This is a genomic window from Phyllobacterium ifriqiyense (assembly GCF_030817885.1).
Classification (GTDB): domain Bacteria; phylum Pseudomonadota; class Alphaproteobacteria; order Rhizobiales; family Rhizobiaceae; genus Phyllobacterium; species Phyllobacterium ifriqiyense.
The window spans coordinates 1,949,224-1,967,713 of record NZ_JAUSZT010000003.1 but is presented as its reverse complement, the minus strand read 5'-3'; the positions used below and the strand labels follow the sequence as shown (position 1 = coordinate 1,967,713).

Genomic DNA, 18,490 nt, shown 5'->3' with positions numbered 1-18,490 from the left:
CCGTTCCGCTTGGGAGGCCTCGGCTACCCAAGGAGTGCCATTTGCGGCGCGCCATGCGTTAGCCTTGCGCCCCTTAAAGTGCTCGTCCAGCACGCCCCGTTCCTAGTAACGGCAGGGGAACCCTTGGACAGAACGTCCCCGGATGGCGGGTCCGTAACCCGCCATCGGAGGCGCCCATCCTTCCCCAAACTTCGAACGGCTCCGGAAGCTGTTCCCCGCGGGAAGGACAGGAACAGAATAATTCAGTGCCAGAGCTGTTGGATAAGTTTGTCGAGATTATTTTTGGAAAGTCTGATTTGCACAAGCTAAGTGCGTCCTTCGACAAGCTCAGGATGAGGGAGGTGGTTTGATTGCAGGGAGTCAACTCTTGCAACTATTGCAACGCTAGCAAGTTGTCGCTGCAACCCACAAAACTTCCCTCATGGTGAGCTTGTCGAACCACGCATTACATCAATGCCCCCCTTGCGCGCTCTTGAGCTTGCCTGAGGGGCGAACCACAATCAACTCAAATGCAGTCAATAAACTCTTATGGCCGGGCCGTTAATCGAGATCAGAGCGAGTAACTCGCAACCTATTTCTTGCTAAGCAAAGCCACGGCTTCCACATGTGACGACCAGAGGAATTGATCAACCGGCACAACGCGATCAATCTTATATCCCCCCTTGACGAGAATGCTCAGATCCCGTGCCAAAGTAACCGGGTTACAGGAAACCGCAGCCACCTTTGAAACCGATGATTTGGCGATTTCGATTGCCTGTGCTTCGGCACCGGCGCGGGGCGGGTCAAAAACGAGACCATTAAATGGTGCAAGTTCACGCGCCAGAAACGGGCGACGGAACAAATCACGTCGCTCGACGCTAACCGGCTTCAATCCCTGTACAAAACGGACACTGCGATCAATTGCTGCAACAGCGCCCTGATCGCTCTCTACCGCATGGACGGAAGATTTTTCCGCCATTCTAAAAGCGAAAGTGCCGGAACCACAAAATAAATCCAATGTCTTTTTCGACTTGGCAAGATGCCCGGCTACCAGATTGCACATGGCTTCTTCTGCCTCAGCGGTAGCTTGCAAAAACCCGCCCGGCGGCAAGAACACTGGTACTTTACCAAAATGGACAAGCGGCTTTCGCGGCTCGACAATGATCTCACCTTCAAAAGAGAGGCGCGCAAAATCCTTTTTGATGACCAGTGCCGTTAGTGCCTGCCGCTTTGCAGCATCGGGCGCGCCGCATCCGGAAGCGGTGATATCAAGGCCGGATGCTGTTGACGTCACAGTGAGCTTGAACAGCTTCATGCCCCCGCCCAAAACCGCAACGAGATCGCGCAGATCATCAAGGCGGGATACAATCTCTGGCACCGTGATCGGGCATTCAGCAATGTCGATCAATTCGTGGCTTTGATGTTTATTGAAGCCCAGCACGGCTCCCCGCTCACTGGTACGCACGGCAAATACCGTTCTGCGGCGCGTCTGTGGTGCGCAAGTGACAAGCGGTTCAAGTTTGAACAGCAGTCCCCTGCCGCCAAGTGCATCTTGGACCAGCGATCTTTTCCATTCCTGGTAAGCGCTATCCTGCCAGTGCTGCAATGTGCAGCCACCGCACTCTTCAAAATGCCGACATGCGGGCGCAACCCGCTCCGGTGATGGTTCGATCAAGGCCATCATCGTGGCGCGACCGTTTTCCAAGGCTACGTTGGCAACCTCTCCCGGCAGGGAAAATGGCACATAGGCGCTGCCAGCGGCCGTGGCAGCAATGCCGTCGCCCCCGGCGCCCATCCGTTCGATTGTTACGCGCGTGCTCATTGATCTTGTCTTTTCAGTTTTTGCTTTTAATACCGGCCAGAAGAAATTCACGGTTGCCATCGCCACCCTCTATGGGTGAAGGGCAAAGCCCCAATGCTTTCCAGCCCGGCAATTGATCCAACCAGTCTCTTAGATCATTTGCGACGCGAATCCCATCCTCTGGATTGCGCAAAATGCCGCCCTTGCCAATTGCATCGCGGCCAGCCTCAAATTGCGGCTTCACCAGCAGCACACAATGAGCGCCATTTTCGGCCAGATCGAGCGCAGGGGGCAAAGCCAGCTTTAGGGAAATAAAGCTTACATCCGAGACAACCAGATCAATATTCCGGCCCTCAAGATGGTCACGCGCAAGAGCACGCGCATTGAGATTTTCAAGGTTAGTAACACGCGGATCAGAGGCGATGCGAGAATGAAGCTGGGCTGTTCCAACATCAACCGCAATCACATGCTGCGCGCCGCGCTCCAACAGGACCTGTGTGAAACCACCGGTTGAGGCACCTATGTCCAGAGCAATTCCTGTTACAGCAATGGCGAAATGATCCAGTGCTGCAATAAGTTTCAATGCTGCACGGGAAACATAAGCACTTGCGGGATCATCGACTGCAATCACTACGGTTTCAGCCACCGCAGTGCCCGGTTTGGAAACGACAGAGCCATCAATCGTGACAGTACCGCGCATAATAGCGTCTCGTGCCCGCGACCGCGTGGTAAAGAGCCCGCGCTCCACCAGAAGTTGATCGAGGCGCATCAATTGAATTCAGGCACGGGCAGGCGCAACCATATGGTTACGTCCAAGTGCACCAAACACCGCTTCCACAATTCCAGCACTATCAAGACCGGCACGGGCATAAAGCACTTCGGGCTTGGCATGATCGAGGTAAATATCCGGAAGCGTCAATGTGCGAACGCGCAATCCCTGATCGAGAAGACCATCACGACTGAGGAAGTGGAGGACATGGGAGGCAAAACCGCCAATGGCACCCTCTTCAACTGTCACGAGCACTTCGTGTTCTCTGGCCAGACGACGGATCAGATCCTCATCCAGCGGTTTGGCAAAGCGTGCATCGGCGACAGTCGTTGAAAGTCCCGCCGCATTGAGTTCATCGGCAGCCATCAAGCACTCGGCCAACCGCGTACCAAAGGATAGAAGCGCAACTTTGCTTCCTTCACGGACAATGCGTCCCTTGCCGATCTCGAGAATGCTCCCTCGCTCTGGGAGGTCGATACCGATACCATCGCCGCGTGGATAGCGGAACGAAATCGGGCCTTCATTATACTCAGCAGCGGTACGCACCATATGACGTAGTTCCGCCTCATCCGAGGCGGCCATAACGACAAAGCCGGGAAGCGCAGCGAGAAAGCCAGTATCGAAAGAACCGGCATGAGTGGCTCCGTCGGCTCCTACAAGACCGGCGCGATCAATGGGAAAGCGTACCGGCAGATTTTGCAATGACACATCATGCACAACCTGATCATAGCCGCGCTGCAGGAAGGTTGAGTAAATCGCCGCGAAAGGCTTCAAACCCTCACTCGCCAAACCTGCCGCAAAAGTAACCGCATGCTGTTCAGCAATGCCCACATCAAATGTACGGTCGGGAAACACTTCGCCAAACAGATCAAGTCCCGTTCCACCAGGCATGGCAGCCGTGACAGCGACGATCCTGTCATCATGGCGGGCTTCCTCAATCAGGCTGGTGGCAAAAATCTTGGTATAGCTTGGCGCATTTGCCGGGGGCTTTGCCTGTGCGCCAGTAATAACGTCGAACTTGTTCACGCCGTGATATTTGTCAGCAGAAGCTTCCGCCGGGGCATAGCCCTTACCCTTCTGCGTCACCACGTGAATAAGGACAGGTCCGTCCATCGTGTCGCGCACATTTTTCAGTACCGGCAGCAGATGATCCAGATTGTGACCATCAATGGGGCCGACATAATAAAAGCCCAGCTCTTCAAACATTGTTCCGCCCGTCCAGAAGGCACGGGCATATTCTTCCGAGCGCCGGGCTTTCTCCTGCAGGAATTTTGGCAGTTTCTTTGCAAGCTGCTTGGCCGTTTCGCGGAAAGAACGATAGGCACGACCGGAGACAAGACGGGCAAGATAGGCACTCATCGCACCGGTTGGCGGAGCAATCGACATATCATTATCATTAAGGATAACGATAAGCCGTGCATCCAGCGCACCGGCATTGTTCATCGCTTCATAAGCCATACCGGCGGACATGGCGCCATCACCAATGACAGAAATAACATTGCGCTTTATGCCCGCAAGGTCACTGGCCACAGCCATGCCAAGGCCGGCCGAAATCGACGTGGAGGAATGCGCCGCGCCAAACGGGTCGTATTCGCTTTCGCTGCGCTTGGTGAAGCCGGAAAGCCCGCCCTCCTGCCGCAGCGTGCGGATGCGATCGCGCCGCCCGGTCAAAATCTTGTGCGGATATGCCTGATGACCGACATCCCAGATGATGCGGTCATGCGGGGTATCGAAAACATGATGCAAGGCGACAGTCAGTTCAACAACGCCAAGACCTGCACCAAGATGCCCGCCTGTCGTCGACACAGCCTCGATCAGTTCTGTGCGAAGCTCCTGTGCCAATTGCGGAAGGTCGGATTCCGGCAAAGCACGCAGCTGTGAAGGAATGGTCACGCGATCCAATAATGGCGTTTCAGGCTTGTTGTTCACTCTATAAATTCCAGTTTTAGCGTCAGAAATCGACCGGATGCGAGCTGTTGTCCTAGAGCAAATCCCCAGAACCGGCAAGCAGCCGGATTTAACGAAGGCTCACGTCAATTTTCAGGCAAAGGAATGAACTCTTCTTCGTCGCCCGGTACGATATCGAAGCGGCCAGTTCGCCATTCTTCTTTCGCCTGCTCAATACGCTCCTTCGACGAAGAGACAAAATTCCACCAGATATAGCGCTTGGGACGATAGGGTAGCGCCGCCAAACAGCATGAAATGTGCGCCTTGCGGAGCAGAAATGATAATCTCGTCGCCCGGACGGAACGCCAGAAGCCGGTCTGCCGGAAAGATTTGCCCCGCAATTTCGACGGGTCCATCCAGCGTGTATATGGCACGCTCCTCGGCCGCATTGGCGGGAATCTGGATATGCGCGCCAGCTTCCAGGCGAATATCGACATAAAGCGTTTCGGCATGCTGCTTAACGCCGGAACTTGCGCCATGAAACTGGCCCATGACGACGCGTGCGTCGAGCCCCGATTCTTGAAGCACGGGTAGTCGGCTCGCCTCGGTATTGGCAAAGGTGGGGTCAATTTCTTCCAGATGATCCGGGAGGGCGAGCCATGTCTGCAAACCCGATATGGGCAGCGGCTGCGTACGTAACTCTTCAGGGGACCGCTCGGAATGGACAATGCCCCTGCCCGCGGTCATCAAATTGACGTCACCGGGCTTGATGACCATTTCCGTGCCAAGACTATCGCGGTGGCGAATATTGCCATCGAAAAGATAGGTAACTGTTGAAAGACCAATATGGGGATGCGGGCGCACATCCAGCGGGTCGGTCGGGCGAAGGATTGCCGGGCCCATGCGATCAAAGAAGATGAATGGGCCAACCAGCCGTCGCTTGGCGGTCGGCAATGCACGCCGAACTTCCAGGCCGCCAATGTCGCTTGTGCGGGGTATGATCAAGGTTTCGATTGAATCCACGGCGATGGCATCACCAGGTTCAGGATCGTTACCGGGGAAAAAGCTCATGGGAGGCAGCTCCAGACTGTTACAGTCCTAATCATAGCTGCTCATTTACAAGGTGAACAGCCTGCGCTGGTGTCACTCCGGATCGAGCGGCTCTGTACCCACCGGCTGACCGTCACGGCCAAGCTTGATCTTTTCCACCTTGTCTTCAGCGGATTTCAACAGGGCGTCGCAATGCTTCTTGAGCGCTTCACCGCGTTCGTAGATTCGAATTGACTGTTCCAACGGCACATCGCCGCGTTCCAGATCATCAACAATCTTTTCCAGCTGATCGAGCGCCTGCTCGAAACTCATGGCAGCGATATCGGTGTTGTTCGGTGTATCGGCCATTTATCATCCTTCCATCATGCGTTTGATATGTGCGCCTGCGGAGAGCGACATACCCTTGAGGTCGTACCCGCCTTCCAGAAGACTGACAAGACGGTTTGATGCGTAGCTCCCAGCTCTTTCCATAAGCTTGCCGGTTGCCCAGTCAAAATCATCCTCATTCAGGTTTATTTCCGCAAGAGGATCGCGATGATGCGCATCAAACCCGGCGGAGACAATAATCAGCTCCGGCTGGAATGCGTCGAGCGACGGCAAAATACGTGTGTTGAACGCCTCGCGGAAATGTTCGCTGCCAGTGTCCGGATCAAGCGGCGCATTGACAATATTGCCGACGCCTGTTTCGCTTTTGGCTCCGGAGCCCGGATAAAGCGGCATCTGATGCGTTGAGCAATAAAGCACGGATGAGTCTTCCCAGAATATATCCTGTGTACCATTGCCATGATGCACGTCCCAATCAACGATCGCCACGCGCGCAATACCATGGGCCTTTTGCGCATGCCGGGCAGCGATAGCGGCATTGTTGAAGAGGCAGAACCCCATCGCCCTGTCACGTTCGGCATGATGGCCCGGGGGCCGTGACGCCACGAATACATTATCCGCCCTGCCGGAAAACACATCATCAACCGCAGCATTGGCCGCACCAATCGCTGAAAGCGCTGCTTCCCAGCTCTTTGGACTAACAGTCGTATCAGAATCGACACGAGTGAGCCCCTGTTGCGGTATCGTCATGCGAACGCGTTCCAGATAAGTTTCTGGATGGGCATAAAGAATGGTCGCTTCGTCGCCCATGGGCGCCTGAACGCGGTCCAACCCATCAAATGCGTGATCGTCCAATACTTTGCCAAGCGCGCGCAAACGATCCGGCCGTTCTGGGTGGCCTGCAGGCGTCAAGTGCTCAAGATAAATCGGATGAGTGTAAAGACGTGTGACCATAGGGCTTCCGGGTAAAGAAAAGGGGGCCATGCAAATCTGCACAGCCCCTTGCAGTTACACAAGCCCTACCTGGGATTTTATGTTTTATGCCTCACTCAAGGCATGAGCCAGATCGGCAATCAGATCATCCGGATGCTCAATGCCGATGGATAGGCGAATGGTAGAATCCAGAACACCGATGCGCTGGCGCACATCAATTGGCACGCCGGAATGGGTCATCGTCGCAGGGTGACTGGCGAGCGATTCCGTACCGCCAAGGCTGACGGCGAGCTTCAGTATCTGCAATGCATTGAGGAATTTGAAGGCTGCAGGTTGCCCGCCAAGAATATCAAACGAGAAAGTCGAGCCTGCACCTGTACATTGCGCGGCGAATGTTTTGCCCAGCGGCGATGACGGAGCATGATAAGGCAAATAGTGGATCTTCTCGACCTTTGGGTGGTCGCGCAAAAAGTCAGCTATCGCCAACGCGTTGGTGTTCGCTTTTTCCATGCGGATGCTGAGAGTTTCGAGCGAACGACCCAGCATCCAGCAGGAATGGGGATCAAGTTGCGTTCCAATGGCGCCACGCAGCGCCTTTACCTGCTTCATCACCGCTTTGGAGCCGAGGGCAGCGCCCGCAATGAGATCGGAGTGACCGCCGACATATTTGGTCAATGAGTAGAGCGAGATGTCTGCTCCGTGTTCGATTGGCCGTTGAAATACGGGACCAAGCAAAGTGTTGTCACAGGCGATGACAGGACGGTGGCCCTGCTTTTCGCCGATCGCTTCCGCAATACGGCGGATCATCGCGACATCAACCAGGCTGTTGGTTGGATTTGCAGGCGTCTCAATAAGAATGACCGAAACGCGGCCCTTTTTCATAGCCTCATCGGCGGCACTCTGAACAGATGCCTCATTAACACCATCGGCGAACCCTATGGCAGCGACGCCCATATTGAGAAATGTCTTGGCCAGCAGCGTTTCGGTTCCGCCATAGAGTGGCTGCGAATGCAAGATTGCATCGCCCGGTCGAACGAAAGCAAGCAATGTCGTGGCAATTGCTGACATACCCGACGAAAACAAGGCGCAGCTTTCGGTCCGCTCATAAACGGCAAGCCGATCCTCGACGATTTCGCTGTTTGGGTGATTGAAGCGGGAATAGACCAAACCAGCGCCGGTGCCCGCTGGCGGCTCGCGGCGACCGGAGACGAAATCGAAAAAATCGCGTCCCTCTTCTGCCGATTTAAAGACAAATGTGGAGGTGAGAAATACGGGCGGCTTAACCGCCCCTTCCGACAGTTCGGGATCGTAACCGTAATTCAGCATCAAGGTTTCCGGATGCAGTTCGTGGTTACCAATATGCGTCTTTGAAGGATGGGGTGCAGTCATAATGCTTTCCTCGCTAAGCGTGGCGTTTCGCAGCGAGGTTACAGCAAAGCCGGCGACTATTCCTTGCAAATATGCCGCCGGCTTCGCAATTGTAGAAAAGCAATCAAATAATATCGGTTTTGGTAATCTGGATGCCAAAACCCTCAAGACCCACGTAATGACGCTCACGTGACGCCAAAAGCCGAATCGATGTAATGCCCAGATCTTTCAATATCTGCGCACCAAGTCCGATTTGCCGCCACTCTTCGTCGCGCACACGGGCTTCGGCATGCGCTTCACGTTCTTGTAGCAAAGCACGGTTGCGGTCATCATCTCGGCCGACACCCACAGAGCCCTCGCGCAGATAAACGATGACGCCACGCTTTTCTTCGGCGATACGATTCATAATGCTATCAAGTGTGTTGCGGGCGCCGAAAACGTCACTCAGCACATCTTCACGCTGCAGGCGCACTGGAACATCTTCGCCGTCACGAATGTCGCCATAAACAATAGCAGCGTGGTGCATCGGCTCCCACGGCAGCGCATAAGTAATAGCTTTTGCGGTTCCCGCGCAGGTATCGATCTCATATTCGCCGATACGCTCGATCAGCGTTTCCTTGCGCTGGCGGTATGCGATGAGATCCGCCACGGTTACCTGCTGCAGATTATGCGCTTCGGCAAAACCTGAAACCTGCGGGCCGCGCATGACCGTTCCATCATCATTCACCAGTTCGCAAATGACTCCAACAGGCGGCAAGCCCGCCAGCTTACACAAATCCACTGCTGCTTCCGTATGACCGGACCGCATAAGAACACCACCTTCACGCGCAACCAGCGGGAAGATATGTCCGGGGCGCACAAAATCCACTGCACCGGCATTGGGATTTGCCAGGTTGCGCGCTGTAAGGGTGCGGTCTTCGGCCGAAATACCGGTGGTCGTACCGTGCTTATAGTCAACCGTAACTGTAAACGCAGTTGAATGCGGCGCGTCGTTATCTGCAACCATCGGCGCGAGGTTAAGCCGTTTTGCATGTTCCCGCGTCATCGGCGTGCATACAATGCCTGATGTGTGGCGCACGATGAATGCCATTTTCTCTGGCGTACAGTGAACCGCCGCTACGATCAGATCGCCTTCGTTTTCGCGCCCATCATCATCCATGACGACGACGATTTCGCCACGTTCGAAGGCACGAAGTGCATCGACGACCCGTTTCTGATTATAGGCCATGGAGTAGTCCTTTGATTAGATGCGTCCGGTCTGGCCGCGATGTCTGAGATAGTGATCAGCGATAGCACAGGCAACCATTGCCTCGCCAATGGGAACTGCCCGGATGCCAACACAAGGATCATGCCTGCCCTTGGTCATGATATCCACCTGTTTTCCATCAGCATCAATGCTTTGACGAGGTGTCAGAATCGATGAAGTGGGTTTGACCGCAAAACGCGCCACAATGGGCGCACCACTGGAAATTCCGCCTAGAATGCCGCCCGCATGATTTGACAGAAAAATCGGGTTCCCATCATTGCCCATGCGCATTTCATCGGCATTTTCTTCGCCGGTCAGTGTCGCCGCGTGAAAGCCGTCGCCAATTTCAACGCCCTTAACCGCATTGATGGACATGAGATAGCTGGCAATGTCCTGATCCAGCTTGGCATAGATCGGAGCGCCAAGCCCTGCCGGTACATTCTCGGCAATCACTTCGATAACAGCCCCGATCGATGATCCGGCTTTGCGAATGCCGTCGAGATAATTGGCGAATGTATCCACCGATCCCGCATCGGGTGTGAAAAACGGATTGTTGTCGATTTCCGCCCAATCCCAGCGGCTGTGATCTATCGAATGCACACCCATTTTGACCAAGGCACCGCGAACGACAAGTCCGGGCACAACCTTGCGGGCAATTGCGCCGGCAGCAACACGAGCAGCCGTTTCGCGCGCAGATGAGCGCCCGCCACCGCGATAATCGCGGATGCCATATTTCACGTCATATGTATAATCGGCATGGCCGGGGCGGTATTGGCGGGCGATATCGCCATAATCCTTCGAACGCTGATCGGTATTTTCGATCATCATCGAGATCGGGGTTCCGGTCGAAACCAGAGTCACGCCGTCCTCTTGCAGCATAACACCGGAAAGCACGCGCACTTGATCGGGCTCTCGGCGCTGCGTAGTGTATTTTGATTGCCCAGGCTTGCGTTTATCCAGATAGGACTGGATCTCGGCTTCGGTAAAAGAGATGCCGGGAGGGCATCCATCCACAACGCAACCAAGCGCAATGCCATGGCTTTCGCCCCAGGTGGTAACACGGAAAAGATGACCAAACGTATTATGCGACATGAGCCTACCCGTCATTTTATCAGGGGGTTTTATGGACGTTTACACCTGTGGTCAAACCCGTCCCTCAAATTCCTTCATTCATCACGAAAAAAGCAATTGTTTTGCCACAAATGGACGTTCTAACTTGACTGATTACTCGGTCGATATTGTTTATAAAGGAAATCTCAGATGCGGTTCTTCGTTGCAGCATTTATGTTTGTCGCGTCCCTCTTTCCCGTTGGTGCATTGGCTGATGATGCGCAAGGCACAATAACAAAAATCGACGAGGACAATTCCACGATAACGCTTGATGATGGCAAGGTTTACAAACTGCCTGGTGAATTCGATCTGAGCGTCATTGAACAAGGCATGAAGGTGACTGTGATGTTCGACGTTGTTAACAAGGAACGTTTCATCACCGATATCGAAGAAACCACCGAATAAGGACGGCAGTTCTACATCCAGGTAAGCTTGCCGTTTTCGAGCCGGAGAATGTGATCTTGCGTGATGGCAAGATTTGCAGCGTCATGGCCGTCAAGCCCTTCGATCATCTGAAATATCGTGCGCAGGCAGCCGCCATGGGTGACGCATACCGTCGGTCCCTTTACTTCAGATAGCCAGCTGGCAACACGCTTGCCAAGAATCGCATAACTTTCCGCGGTTTTTCCAGGTGGAACGAAGTTCCATTTGTCGCGGGCCCTTGCCGTTACGAGTTCCGGCGTCTTGGCAGCAATGTCTTCGATCATAAAGCCTTGCCAATCGCCGAAACTCACTTCCATAAGCCGTGGATCAGTGCGGTAATCATGCGGATCAATGCCCATCCGCGTTCGTATCCGCTCCATCGTCTCGCGCGTGCGCCGCAATGGGCTGGCAACAAAATCAAATCCCTCACCATCGCCGATGAGGGACTTCATCAAATCACCATTGCGGTCTGCCTGAGCCCGGCCGCGCGCATTGATATCGATGTTTTCCTGTCCCTGAATGCGTTCAGACACATTCCAGTCCGTCTCGCCGTGACGCGAGAAATAGATAATCGTGTCAGGCAAGTTCACTTTGAGATTAATCCTTGACGACTGATATGTCCGGGGCATCGACGGCCTTCATGCCTACGACATGATATCCGCTATCAGCATGATGTATCTCGCCTGTGACAGAGCGTGACAAATCCGAAAGGAAGTAAAGTCCAGCGTCACCGACTTCCTCAATCGTAACGGTACGGCGCAATGGCGCATTATACTCGTTCCATTTGAGAATGTAGCGGAAGTCGCCGATACCGGAAGCGGCAAGCGTCTTGATCGGGCCTGCAGAAATCGCATTAACGCGAATATTATCCGGGCCAAGATCAACAGCCAGATATTTTACGCTTGCCTCAAGAGCAGCTTTCGCAACGCCCATAACGTTGTAATTCGGCATAACTTTTTCAGCGCCGTAATAGGTCAGCGTGAGAATGGAACCGCCATCCGTCATCAACTTTTCTGCCCGCTTGGCGACTGCTGTCAGCGAATAGACAGAGATCAGCATGGTCTTGGTGAAGTTTGCTTCAGACGTGTCAACGTAACGGCCGGTCAACTCGTCCTTGTCAGAAAACCCAATTGCGTGAACAAGAAAATCTATCTTGCCCCAGTGCTTTTCGAGAGCTTCGAAACATGCATCAATTGTTGAAGCATCCGAGACATCGCAGTGGCCGCACAAAAACGCATCCAGCTCCTGCGCGAGCGGCTCAACACGCTTTTTCAGCGCATCGCCCTGATAGGTGAACGCAAGTTCGGCGCCGGCATCATGCGCTGCCTTGGCGATGCCCCAGGCGATCGACCGATTATTGGCGACACCCATTATCAGGCCGCGTTTACCCTGCATCAAACCAGTTTTGGCGGTCATATACCAACCCTTCATGAGACTTATGATTGTGTGCGGTATCGCACAGCCCGCGCCGGGCTTCAAGCACACTGTCACCGTGGATTTGGTTTTTCAAACCTCCGATTGACGTAAAAATGCCTCTAACGCCGGATCTCCACCCTCGGGGAGCATGATCCGAACATGCGCGAAAAGATCGCCATGACCGTCAGGTTTTTTAGGCAACCCCTTGCCTTTCAGCCTTAAAACACGGTCAGAACTGGTCCAGGGAGCGATTTTCATTGCTACACGGCCACTTAAAGTCTCAACTTCCTGACGCGACCCAAGGGCAGCATCGCGCAAGCTTACAGGTAATTCCACATGCAAGTCGCGACCCTCAACTCGAAATTTTGCGTGCGGTTTAAAGCGGACTGTGACCAAAGCGTCACCAGATGTACCACCCGGAACGGCTTCGCCCTGCCCTTTGAGACGAATCGTTTGTCCGTTTTCCACCTGTGCAGGCAGTTTGATCGCCAGTCGCTTACCATTCGGAAACACAGCCTCGACTTTCTCAGCACCGGCAGCCTGCTCCAAAGTAATGTCGATTGTCGCCTGCAAATCAGCCCCTTTACGGGGACCGGCACGGCGTGGGCCGCCCATGCCAGCTGTCTCGCCGAACAGGCTACTTAAAATATCCTCGGCTCCGAAGCCGGATGTTCCACTGCGAAACTCGAAATTGCCGGGGCGTTGCCTGCCACCAAAGCCTGCAAACGGATCTCCGCCACCGCTTGAAAAGCCTTCAAAGCCTTGCGGAGCACGTTGTTTGCCTTCGCTATCAATTTCACCCCGATCAAACTGGCCGCGGCGCTCCTTGTCGCCGACAATTTCATAGGCCTGATTGATCTCCGAAAATTTTGCTTGCGCTTTGGGATCATCCTGATTTTGGTCAGGATGGTATTTCTTGGCGAGCTTGCGGAACGCCGATTTTATTTCGTCTGGTTTTGCCGTTTTGGCGACGCCCAGCACGGTATATGGATCGCGCATGTGAGTGCCCTTCCTCGCGACATGCGAACAGGTTGTCAGATTGCTTTTTGCCTATATGGGCTTAAATAGGAAGAAATTCCAGATTTTTAAACTCAAAAAAGAACATCAAAGTTCAAATTGCCCGCATTACATAGGGGCAAAGGACTTCAACGCCCACTGGCCGCCATTTTGCATGCAGGTCTCACCCTTGTAGAGCATTACACCATCAAATGATTCGCGCGATGTCTGGAATTCACGGCAAAGGCCGGTATCATCCTTTTTCTCGGCAATTGCTGTAATGGTGCCTTGGCTACCCGTTTCCGGGTTAGACCATGGCAAGGGTTTGCTGCCCCATTGGGTAAAATTGAGCGCCGAAACAATATTGCGTATCGTCGTCTGATCGGAAGAGCTCTTCGGGTCCACCTGCTGTGCAGAGGCGACAGAACCGGTTATGGTCGCCTTGTCGGGAACAGCTTTCTCGATACTGAAATCCTTCATGGCGCAACCGGAGAGCATGCAAACGAAAACACCGGCAGCGAACCCACTCAGGGCACCGAAACCTTGCTGTTTTTTTGCAACCAACTTCTTGCTATCAGATGATAGAAACGCCAAACACATACCTCTCTTTAACAAGGTCAATCCGAAATGACTATGGGACTATGGATTAAATGAAGTTAACAACCGATGACTTCACCGAAAAATCCGAACCATTCGCACTCTTCAATGAATGGCTTGGGGATGCGGTAAAAACCGAGCCAAACGATCCCAATGCCGTGGCGCTTGCAACAGTCGATAAGGATGGGTTGCCTAATGTCCGCATGGTTCTTCTCAAGGGCTTCGACACCCAAGGCTTTGTTTTTTATACCAATTTCGAAAGCCAGAAGGGCGTTGAAATCCTTGGCTCCATGAAGGCAGCCATGTGTTTTCATTGGAAAAACCTTGCGGCGGCAGGTTCGCATTCGGGGACCGGTTGAGATCGTGAACGACGAAGAAGCCGACGCATATTATGCAACACGCCCACGCGGCAGCCGCATTGGTGCATGGGCTTCAAAACAGTCCCGCCCGCTTGAAAGCCGGTTTGCTTTGGAAAAAGCTGTCGCCGAATATACGGCTCGCCATGCGATTGGCGAAATTCCCCGTCCAAAATATTGGTCAGGCTTTCGTATTCGTCCAACTTCAATTGAGTTCTGGCACGACAGGCCCTTCCGGTTGCACGATCGTGTCGTTTTCAGCCGTGCAACGCCGGAAGGCGATTGGGGTAAAGAGAGGCTTTATCCCTAAGTTTCTCAAGGCTTCTTGCGCGAGAAGAAATTGACCATGGCATTGCGGGCCTCGTCGGCCTGCAATCGCTCGCTGAAGTGCTTTGCTTCAAGCTGCATGCGTTCCACTACCGATTCCCTTGGCATGCGCAGAAGATCGCGGGTTATTCGCATTGCTTCCGGTGGCTTGGCAGCGATATCGGTTGCGGCTTTCAAAACAGTCGCTTCCAGATCGGCAGCCTCAACGACCTTGTAGATCAGTCCGGCATCCTTTGCTTCAGCCGCACTCCATCCATCACCATTGGCAAGAAAAGCAAATGCCCGCTGAGACCCCATTAGTGCCGGACCAAGAAGGCTTGATGCTGCCTCGGGAACAAGACCCAGATCAACGAATGGCGTCTTGAACAAAGATTGCGGCGTCGCAAACGTCAAATCGCAATGGAAATGGATCGTTGATCCTATGCCTATCGCCAGTCCATCGACACCCGCCAATAGCGGCTTTGTTGCATTGGCCAAGGCAATGAGAAAATCAAACACCTCAGTGCCCATCTGCCCCGACATGGCAAAAGCCATAAAATCCTGCAAGTCATTACCCGCAGAAAATGCACCGGGAGTACCAAGAAACACATTTGCCCGAATATCTGCATCGCCATCACCTTCTACCAAGGCTGTTGTCATGGCAGCGTACATGGCGCGGGTGAGCGCGTTTTTCTTTTCCGGCCGGTTGAACCGGATGATCTGGACAGCACCTTGCCGTTCGACCTGAATATGTTCTGACATGAGGCTTTCCTTAAAGGCTGAGAGCGGAGCGCGCGCCGAGCATACTGGCTGCGCCATTGAGGACACGGTCTTTCAAAGCGACGGTTTCATTGAGAAGGTTTTCCGCAAAAAATCGCGCCAGTACCTTGTGACGATCATCGCCACCTGCCAGCGCACCTTTCGCCAGATAGGTCGCTCCTGCGGCCAAGCCGAACAGGCGCAAATAGGGCGTTGCACCGGCAAGTGCCTCGCTGATCTGCTTATTTGCCAATGTCTCCTGCAACCATATGCTTGTAGCTTCCAAATCGTTCAATGCGGCCCGCAACCGGTCTGCCGTCTCTCCCAAAATGGGATTGTTTGAAGCCGCAACTGCATCGGCAATGGTGCGAAGCTCGTCTATATAGCCCTTGATATGTTGGCCACCGCCAAGCGCGAGCTTTCGCTGCACAAGATCAATGGCTTGAATTCCGTTTGTGCCTTCATAGATCGGCGCAATCCGCGCATCACGCAAAAACTGGGCCGCGCCAGTTTCTTCGATAAAGCCCATACCGCCATGAATCTGAATGCCGATCGACGCGACATCGACTCCGATATCAGTTGAGAAGGCCTTGGCTACTGGCGTGAGCAAATTTGCTCGGTCAGACCAATAGCGGGCTTCCTCAATGGTGCCCGTTTTTGCCATGTCCAAGGCAAAAGCGCAGGCGTAGGAGATAGAGCGGGCGGCGCCTGTGAGAGCTTTCATTGTCAGCAGATTGCGCTGCACGTCCGGATGCTCGATGATCGGGCTCATGCCTTCACCGCTCCAGCCGGGCGCGCGCATCTGGCGGCGATCCTCAGCATAGGTCAGCGCTTTCTGATAGGCAGCTTCGGCAACGGCAACGCCCTGAATGCCCACCGCAAGGCGGGCATTGTTCATCATCGTGAACATACAGGCAAGGCCACGATTTTCCTCGCCGATGAGCCAGCCAATGGCGCCGGGTTCACTGCCCTTTGCAAAGCCATCGCCATAAATCATCGTGCATGTAGGCGAGCCATGGATACCCATCTTGTGCTCAATGCTGCTGCAAAACACATCATTGCGCGCTCCAAGCGAGCCATCCTCGTTGACAAGATATTTGGGCACCAGAAACAGCGAAATGCCTTTGGTTCCGGCGGGAGCGTCGGGCAAGCGCGCCAAGACCAGATGGATAATATTGTCGGTAAGATCATGCTCGCCATAGGTGATGAAAATCTTGCTTCCAAAGATCCTATAGGTGCCGTCATCGGCGCGTTCAGCACGCGTGCGCAATGCACCCACATCGGAGCCCGCCTGTGGCTCGGTCAAATTCATCGTGCCCATCCATTCGCCGGAAACAAGCTTGGGAAGATAGGTCTGCTGCAATTCTTCGGTGGCGTGCGCTTCCAGCGCCTCGATCGCCCCCAGGGTCAGTGTCGGCCCGATGCCAAACGCCATCGACCCCGAGTTCCACATTTCAAATGTCGCAATAGCCAGCATCATGGGCAAAGCTTGGCCGCCGAACTCTTCCTTGCCGGTCAGGGCGTTCCATCCGCCGGAAACCCATTCCTGATAAACGTCCTTCCAACCGGGTGGCATGCTGATTTCAGCATCTTTGAGCGGAGTACCGTGCTTATCGCCGACCTGAAGCAAAGGTGCAACGCGTGTGCTTGCAAATTTTCCTGCCTCTTCAAGAATAGCATCCACCAGATCACCGGAGAGATCGCCGAAACGGCCCTGCTCCATTGCCGCGGCCAAGCCAGCGATGTCTTTTAAAGTGTGAGCGATATCCTCGACAGGCGCGCGGTACATATCACAGTCTCCTCATCGTGATGCGGGATGACATTGCAACTCCCAGGTACCGAAAGGCAAGAGGATTTTTACGTAAACGTAAGTATTTATCTCTGATGGGCCGCTCTCCTATGGTTAACACCATGTTAACCCATTACGGCCACCATCCGTCTGGTATCTTGGGAAACTCCGTTACGAGGCAATATATTGGCGACCCGGCGATCCATATTTGCTCTTGCGGCTGCCCTCCTGGGAATGTGCTTCAACGGCAGTGCGAGCGCCACTTCCGAGTTCACGACACCTTGGTCAAATAAAGCGCGTGCAATCGTACTTGATGGCTACGAGCAAAATTCATTTAATCTTGCAGAAATCGTCAAAGACCCACGTATAGCAGCCTTCATCCATAAAGGTTCCGATGGCCTGCCTGCAAACTACCATTGCAAACGAATCGACGATGAGATGCAACAGGAGCTATGCAGGCGCATATGGCGCAACTATGCGGTTTCGCGCGAACTTTATCAGACACGTCGCATGCTCGCCAAAACTCTTGGGCTGAAATGGGGAGCATATCACCTTGGCCGTCCGGGCAATCCGATCGAACAAGCCAATCATTTTATTGATTATGCCGAACCAAGCGATGACGAGTTGATCGCAATCGACATTGAGGACAATGATCCCGAACGCTTCATGTCGTTGCGCGATGCTCAGATTTTTGCCGAGCAGATCAAGCTGCGGACTGGTCGTTATCCAGTCCTCTATACCAATGGTACAACGGCAAAATATATTGCAGACCGGCGACTGGAATTTCCCATCTTGTCGCGCCTGCAGCTATGGTATGCGCGCTATGAATCTGACATCGCTCCGCATTTTCCGAAAGGAAACTGGCAAGATTACGCTCTTTGGCAATTTACATCCCAGAGTAATTGCACCGAGCAGCGTTGCCCCTATAGGCCAGCCGGAACCAATCGCGACATTGATGTAAACGTAGCTGACATGACTGTTGCCCAGCTAAAAAACGCCTGGCCTTTGGGCGAGTTGGTTCGTGCTCTTCCGCCGGACAATCTGCCGACACCGGGGAATCGCCCTTACCCTGAGGACGACATTCTTATGGCAGCGGCAGAAGTCCCGCTGGTTGACTACCGGGCTTTATGGGAATTGGCGCAATCCGCTATTACGACAGAAGGACTCATTGCCGGTGTTCATCAATTGCTCGCCCCTGCTCCGGATACGGGAATTGATGAAACATTGACTGCTTCTGTTACCAAGCCGCAGAAAAGCATGAATATCAATGAGGCGATAAACCTTGCAGCTATCGCTCGTGGATTGAAACAGCCAACCCACAGCGCGAACTGGACGCCTCTGACAGCACCCGGCAGACATTGTATCGCTGCACGATAGGAAG

The 18,490-nt window shown here is 53.8% G+C and carries 18 protein-coding genes and 1 pseudogene; 3 read left to right on the top strand and 16 right to left on the bottom strand.

Annotated elements, in window-relative coordinates:
- Window positions 1-571: 571 nt before the first annotated feature.
- The 10 genes from QFZ34_RS17195 to aroC form a co-directional block, all read right to left on the bottom strand.
- Window positions 572-1,801, bottom strand: coding sequence for a class I SAM-dependent RNA methyltransferase (locus QFZ34_RS17195; protein WP_307283320.1), 1,230 nt, complete (start codon window positions 1,799-1,801; stop codon window positions 572-574).
- A gap of 13 nt (window positions 1,802-1,814) precedes the next feature.
- Window positions 1,815-2,549 carry a TlyA family RNA methyltransferase gene (locus tag QFZ34_RS17190; protein WP_307283317.1) on the bottom strand — a complete coding sequence of 245 codons (735 nt, stop codon included), beginning with the start codon at window positions 2,547-2,549 and terminating at the stop codon, window positions 1,815-1,817.
- Between the two features lie 9 nt (window positions 2,550-2,558).
- Window positions 2,559-4,478, bottom strand: coding sequence for a 1-deoxy-D-xylulose-5-phosphate synthase (gene dxs, locus QFZ34_RS17185; RefSeq protein WP_307283314.1), 1,920 nt, complete (start codon window positions 4,476-4,478; stop codon window positions 2,559-2,561).
- Between the two features lie 104 nt (window positions 4,479-4,582).
- Entirely contained in the window at window positions 4,583-4,741 is a 159-nt protein-coding gene (locus QFZ34_RS23390) for a pirin-like C-terminal cupin domain-containing protein (RefSeq protein ID WP_370878812.1), read from the bottom strand.
- On the bottom strand, window positions 4,668-5,507 hold the full coding sequence (locus tag QFZ34_RS17180; RefSeq protein ID WP_370878811.1) for a pirin family protein: 840 nt from the start codon (window positions 5,505-5,507) through the stop codon (window positions 4,668-4,670). Before QFZ34_RS17180 ends, QFZ34_RS23390 begins: the two co-directional genes overlap by 74 nt.
- A gap of 72 nt (window positions 5,508-5,579) precedes the next feature.
- Window positions 5,580-5,834 carry an exodeoxyribonuclease VII small subunit gene (locus QFZ34_RS17175; RefSeq protein ID WP_307283309.1) on the bottom strand — a complete coding sequence of 85 codons (255 nt, stop codon included), beginning with the start codon at window positions 5,832-5,834 and terminating at the stop codon, window positions 5,580-5,582.
- 3 nt (window positions 5,835-5,837) lie between these two features.
- Complete coding sequence (locus QFZ34_RS17170; protein WP_307283305.1) at window positions 5,838-6,764, bottom strand: histone deacetylase family protein; 927 nt, start codon at window positions 6,762-6,764, stop codon at window positions 5,838-5,840.
- An 84-nt stretch (window positions 6,765-6,848) separates the two neighbouring features.
- Complete coding sequence (locus QFZ34_RS17165; protein WP_115052126.1) at window positions 6,849-8,132, bottom strand: cystathionine gamma-synthase family protein; 1,284 nt, start codon at window positions 8,130-8,132, stop codon at window positions 6,849-6,851.
- A 103-nt stretch (window positions 8,133-8,235) separates the two neighbouring features.
- Window positions 8,236-9,339, bottom strand: coding sequence for a 3,4-dihydroxy-2-butanone-4-phosphate synthase (gene ribB / locus QFZ34_RS17160; protein ID WP_115052128.1), 1,104 nt, complete (start codon window positions 9,337-9,339; stop codon window positions 8,236-8,238).
- A gap of 15 nt (window positions 9,340-9,354) precedes the next feature.
- Window positions 9,355-10,449, bottom strand: coding sequence for a chorismate synthase (gene aroC / locus QFZ34_RS17155; protein ID WP_115052130.1), 1,095 nt, complete (start codon window positions 10,447-10,449; stop codon window positions 9,355-9,357).
- A 168-nt stretch (window positions 10,450-10,617) separates the two neighbouring features.
- On the opposite strand from aroC, the gene QFZ34_RS17150 reads away from it, so the two are divergent.
- Window positions 10,618-10,872, top strand: coding sequence for a DUF1344 domain-containing protein (locus QFZ34_RS17150; protein ID WP_115052131.1), 255 nt, complete (start codon window positions 10,618-10,620; stop codon window positions 10,870-10,872).
- Between the two features lie 11 nt (window positions 10,873-10,883).
- Here QFZ34_RS17150 and QFZ34_RS17145 read toward each other — a convergent pair whose 3' ends face one another.
- The 4 genes from QFZ34_RS17145 to QFZ34_RS17130 form a co-directional block, all read right to left on the bottom strand.
- Window positions 10,884-11,474 carry a histidine phosphatase family protein gene (locus QFZ34_RS17145; protein ID WP_307286424.1) on the bottom strand — a complete coding sequence of 197 codons (591 nt, stop codon included), beginning with the start codon at window positions 11,472-11,474 and terminating at the stop codon, window positions 10,884-10,886.
- A 13-nt stretch (window positions 11,475-11,487) separates the two neighbouring features.
- Window positions 11,488-12,306, bottom strand: a complete 819-nt coding sequence (gene fabI / locus QFZ34_RS17140) for an enoyl-ACP reductase FabI (RefSeq protein WP_008125268.1) — start codon at window positions 12,304-12,306, stop codon at window positions 11,488-11,490.
- A gap of 90 nt (window positions 12,307-12,396) precedes the next feature.
- The gene (locus tag QFZ34_RS17135; protein WP_307283291.1) at window positions 12,397-13,305 is read right to left on the bottom strand and encodes a DnaJ C-terminal domain-containing protein; all 909 of its coding nucleotides are present in this window, start codon (window positions 13,303-13,305) and stop codon (window positions 12,397-12,399) included.
- A 126-nt stretch (window positions 13,306-13,431) separates the two neighbouring features.
- The gene (locus QFZ34_RS17130) at window positions 13,432-13,902 is read right to left on the bottom strand and encodes an RT0821/Lpp0805 family surface protein (protein ID WP_307283289.1); all 471 of its coding nucleotides are present in this window, start codon (window positions 13,900-13,902) and stop codon (window positions 13,432-13,434) included.
- Between the two features lie 50 nt (window positions 13,903-13,952).
- Between QFZ34_RS17130 and pdxH the strand changes: the two are divergent.
- Window positions 13,953-14,565, top strand: a pseudogene (pdxH, locus tag QFZ34_RS17125) (pyridoxamine 5'-phosphate oxidase).
- A 5-nt stretch (window positions 14,566-14,570) separates the two neighbouring features.
- On the opposite strand, the gene QFZ34_RS17120 reads toward pdxH, so the two are convergent.
- Together QFZ34_RS17120 and QFZ34_RS17115 are read right to left on the bottom strand one after the other, a co-directional pair.
- A complete protein-coding gene (locus QFZ34_RS17120) occupies window positions 14,571-15,323 on the bottom strand; it encodes a crotonase/enoyl-CoA hydratase family protein (protein WP_307283287.1) in 753 nt (250 codons plus the stop codon).
- A 10-nt stretch (window positions 15,324-15,333) separates the two neighbouring features.
- Entirely contained in the window at window positions 15,334-17,109 is a 1,776-nt protein-coding gene (locus tag QFZ34_RS17115) for an acyl-CoA dehydrogenase family protein (RefSeq protein ID WP_307283284.1), read from the bottom strand.
- 186 nt (window positions 17,110-17,295) lie between these two features.
- On the opposite strand from QFZ34_RS17115, the gene QFZ34_RS17110 reads away from it, so the two are divergent.
- A complete protein-coding gene (locus QFZ34_RS17110; RefSeq protein ID WP_307283281.1) occupies window positions 17,296-18,486 on the top strand; it encodes a glycoside hydrolase family 25 protein in 1,191 nt (396 codons plus the stop codon).
- Window positions 18,487-18,490: the final 4 nt, after the last annotated feature.